Here is a 4,719-nt window from a genome sequence, read left to right on the forward strand (position 1 = left end):
TTCAGACGCTGATACTGATGCTGATTCAGAACGTGATTCAGACACTGATACTGATGCTGATTCAGAACGTGATTCAGACACTGATACTGATGCTGATTCAGAACGTGATTCAGACACTGATACTGATGCTGATTCAGAACGTGATTCAGACAATGATACTGATGCTGATTCAGAACGTGATTCAGAAATAGATTGTGAAGCTGATTCAGTATTTGATTCAGAAATAGATTGTGAAGCTGATTCAGTATTTGATTCAGACAATGATTTAGATGCTGATTCAGATGCAGATTTAGATGCTGAAACAGATTGTGATTGTGACACTGATTGTGATTTAGAAACCACTTCTGATTCTGATTGTGAAACAGATTGTGACTTAGATACAACTTCTGACTCAGATTGTGAAACAGATTGTGACTTAGATACTACTTCTGATTCTGATTGTGATTGTGATACAGAGTTAGACTGTGATTGTGATTGTGACTCAGAATCTGTCATCTTACGGTAATAGTGTACAGTATCACCAGATGGTTTTTCACTTGCTGATGGAAGTGAGTATTGGTTACCAAATCCACCAGTAGTCTTCACTGGATTACCTTGAGGATCTTTCTTAAGTGTCTTACCATCTGCTAACAAGGCATACTTCGTACGTCCACCGATAACGTTTTGAGTGTTCCCTCCAGGTGTTGAGTTTGCAGTTCCTTTTGGCTCATCAGTATACATGTAGTCTGCTTCACCCACGTGTCCAGCAGCAAACCAACCTGTAATGTAGACAAGTCCTTCATTTGGCTTATCTGGGTTGTGCCATGGAGAAACGGTCAATTGGTAATCACCATTCTTACTGTTGACAACTACCTTATCGGTTTCCATGTTTGTCGCAGATGGAATATACTTGTCACCTGGTTTAATTACTGGAGTGGTGTAAACGAGTGTGTAACCATTTGTATCTGTGTTGTTACCCATTGTTGCTTCATTATAGGTTGAAACAGCTGACGGATCCAATACATAAAGCTTCGTTACAGTTGAACCATCGTTGGCTACTACTTCACGAATACGTTTCACATAATAATGTTGACGCGTACCCTTAAGTTCCGCATACTTAGTACCTACAGAGTTACCAAGTTCACCAGATGTAGTTGAAGCATCTGCTTCTTGGTACAAGACATAACCATCAAACGTACGTGGTTTTGAAGCTGTATAGTTTTGACCTTGGATTCCTGTTTGAGTATATGAAGCAAGTTCAGTTTCATTACCAGTCGGTTTGTAGCTTTGAGTTGTTGTATCAGACTCTGAACGAGAAGCATCATAAGTCGATGAATTTGTATCAACTACTTTATAGTGAGTTGTTTGATTCATCTTAGTCGATGGGACACCAATCTCTACGTTAGGTTTCTTTTCACCTTGGTTAGCAGGCGCCAAATAGTCATATACTTGCTCTGTCTTGTAATCAAAACCACTAGGATTCAACTCTTCGTTATGTTTGATAATGATATCCACACTTGCAGATCCACCATCCGTTGACTTGTTATAAACAAGGTATGGATAGTATTTCTGAGATGAAAGGTCACCAAGATTTACTTCTTTACCTGAGAGTGCAGAATTCAAAGTTGTATTAGCAACTTCATTACCTGTAGTTTTATCTACCAAGCGTACATAAACCTCAGGGTTGTTTGAGCTATTTGTTTTATCTACAGATAGCGTCACATAGTAGTTTTTGCTGTAAAGTTGGTTGTATGAAGAAAGATTCCATACACCAAATGTCATGCGATTTGCAGCAGGATCAGCCGCATATCCTGAAGGAATTGTAGTTGACTTGTCAGTAAGTGACGCACCGTTTGGATCATCCATACCTGGAGTAGCGGTAACACCTGCTGAAAGTGTGTTTGAAGTAGAGATTGCATCCAATTGTGCATAAACTGCTGGAGCACCATTTACTGTTGTGTTACCAGTAAATCCTGCCGCAGTCAAGGTTGCCATCATGTCATCTACTGACTTGCTCAAACGTTCGCGTTGATCAGCATAAGCTTGAGCTGATGCATTCGCGTTGATCAAGCTGTTGCTTGCTGTCAATTCTGTTTGAACTTTAGCGATTGCTGCATCAAGAGCAGCTTTCTTTTCTGGGGCTGAAACAGTAGCTGAGTAGTCCCCTGCAATCTTGTTCAACAATGCTGCTTCTGAAGAATTTTGTTCTAAGACAACCTTGTCTTCAGATTTAGATACAGTTGTAGTTGTTTCTGAAGTTGCTTCAGATGCAGTTGCTACAGCTGATTCGCTAAGAGCTGCTGAAAGTTCTGCAGATCCTTGTTCGCTCAATGAAGCTGACTCAGATACAGAGACACTTACAGATGTTGAAGTGCTTGCTGATGTAGATGCACTTGCTGATTCTGTTGTAGATTCAGTAGTTGATTCAGTAGTTGAAGTTGTACCAAGTACAGCACTTCCTTGCACTACAAGAGCTTCACTTGAAAGTTCAGATGCAGTTGCTACAGCTGATCCAGTTTCATCAGCTTTAGCAGTATTCGCTACTGTAGCTGCACCAAGAACAGCCCCTGCTGCTACGATCCCTTTGAGCAAGCCTCGGCTTGTCATTTCTGTTGCTGATACTTCATCTTCACGAACTTCAGCTACTACAGTTTCTTCGACCTGACCGCGGATAACTTTCAAAAGACCAAAGTTAGAAGTTGCTGCACGCAACCAGTTCTTACCTGACTTGATCAATTTAAAACGAGTCACACGATCCGTTTCACGGAATTCACCGTTCGAACGCTTAAAAAACATTTCTGTCTCCTTAATACATTTTCTATTTCCTTTATATTATAGACTACTTTGGAAATATTTCAAGCAATTATCCTCAATTATTAGTATTTTTTTTAAAAAATTTTTCTTTACATAAAGAAATCCGTTTTCATGTTCTTTTTTTGTCAAACCGGGGCATTTTTTTGATAAACTCCTATAATACTTCGACTTTAGAGTTAAAACAAAAAAACCCTTTTAATAGGGTTTTTTCTGATAATTATCTGATTTCTTCCAACATTTTTTCAATGTGTTGGATGGATTTCTCACGTCCAAGCAAGTAGATGGTATCTGGCAATTCAGGACCATGCACTTCACCTGAAACGGCGATACGGATTGGCATGAAGAGGTTCTTCCCTTTGATACCAGTTTCTTTTTGGACCGCTTTGATTTGTGGGAAGATATTTTCTACTACAAACTCATCGTCTGACATGGCTTCGAGTTTCGCTTTGAAGGCTTCAAGTACCGTTGGCACTGTTTCACCAGCCATGACTTCTCGCTCAGCTTCTGTCAATTCTGGGAAATCTGAGAAGAAAAGGTCTGTTAATGGAACGATTTCGTCCACTGACTTCATTTGTGGTTTGTAAAGTTCCACCAATTTCTCAGCCTTATCTGTCAAACGACCTGCTGCTTCAAGGAATGGTTTGGCCATTTCAAAGATGATCGCAAGATCCGCATTCTTGATATAGTCATTGCTCATCCAGTCCATTTTCTTCTGATCGAAGGCTGCTGGAGACTTGCTAAGGCGGTTTTCATCAAAGAGCTGGATGAGTTCTTCGCGAGAGAAGATCTCGTCTTCCCCACCAGGGTTCCAACCAAGAAGGGCGATGAAGTTAAAGACTGCTTCTGGAAGGTATCCTTTCTTACGGTAATCTTCGATAAATTGAAGAGTGTTGGTGTCCCGTTTAGACAACTTCTTACCAGTTTCAGAATTAATGATAAGTGTCATGTGACCAAACTCAGGTGCTTCCCAGCCAAGCGCTTCATAAACCATAAGTTGTTTTGGTGTATTAGCAATATGGTCATCTCCACGGATGACGTGAGAGATTTGCATATCGTGGTCGTCGATGACAACGGCAAAGTTATATGTTGGGTAGCCATCTTTCTTTTGGATAACCCAGTCCCCACCGATATTGCCACCTTCAAACTCGATATCACCTTTGACCATATCATGCCATTTGTAGATACCTGACTCATTCACTGCCAAACGAACCGTTGGGATGATACCTGCGGCTTCACGTTCTGCAATATAAGCTGCTTTTTCTTCTTCGCTCATACCAAGGTATTCGTTGATGTAGCGAGGTGTTTCACCGGCTGCTTCTTGGCGTTCACGTTCAGCCGCTAACTCTTCTTCAGTGACGTAAGATTTGTAAGCTTTTCCTTCCGCCAAGAGTTGGTCAATGTATGTTTGATAGAGTTCCAAACGCTCAGACTGGCGGTAGTTTTCATGAGTCTCTGGACTTTCATCCCAGTCCATGCCCAACCAACGAAGGTTTTCAAGCTGGGAACGTTCTCCGTCTTCGACATGACGTTTGCGGTCCGTATCTTCGATACGGATGATAAAGGTTCCACCATGATGGCGCGCATACAAGTAGTTAAACAATGCTGTACGAGCATTTCCGATGTGTAGTAGTCCAGTTGGACTTGGTGCATAACGCACACGAATATCTTTTGCCATATTTCTCTCCTCTTATCTTGCTCGCTATTTCTAGCTCATTTTTCAATCGTTCCTATTATACCACAAAGAAAGCAGGACTGAAATGAATAAGTGGCCTTTCTAGCTTTTCTTCCTATATATAAGAAAAGAGAGTGGGACAGAAATCGGTCATTCGTTAGAATTCGATTTCGTCGACCCACCTCCGCACAGTTGAGTAGGGCTGTAAAAGCTGATGAAATCAGCGTAGTAGAGCCCACTCAACCACTGCGTCT

2 protein-coding genes are annotated in these 4,719 nt (G+C 41.2%); both read right to left on the reverse strand.

Translation table 11 applies throughout. The features are described 5' to 3' along the window. Window positions 1-2,775, reverse strand: a 2,775-nt coding sequence (locus AB5Y61_RS10530; protein ID WP_368404116.1) for an accessory Sec-dependent serine-rich glycoprotein adhesin, incomplete at its 3' end; no start/stop codon positions are given. Window positions 2,776-3,010: 235 nt separating this feature from the next. Beyond that, entirely contained in the window at window positions 3,011-4,468 is a 1,458-nt protein-coding gene (gltX, locus tag AB5Y61_RS10535) for a glutamate--tRNA ligase (RefSeq protein WP_368404117.1), read from the reverse strand. Window positions 4,469-4,719: the final 251 nt, after the last annotated feature.

The sequence above is a fragment of the Streptococcus parasanguinis genome (genome assembly GCF_040908565.1).
In the GTDB taxonomy this organism is placed as follows: domain Bacteria; phylum Bacillota; class Bacilli; order Lactobacillales; family Streptococcaceae; genus Streptococcus; species Streptococcus parasanguinis_AC.

Excerpts from the sequence above, each read along its gene's own strand:
- gltX (WP_368404117.1), bottom strand. The coding sequence starts at position 4,468 with ATGGCAAAAGATATTCGTGTGCGTTATGCACCAAGTCCAACTGGACTA.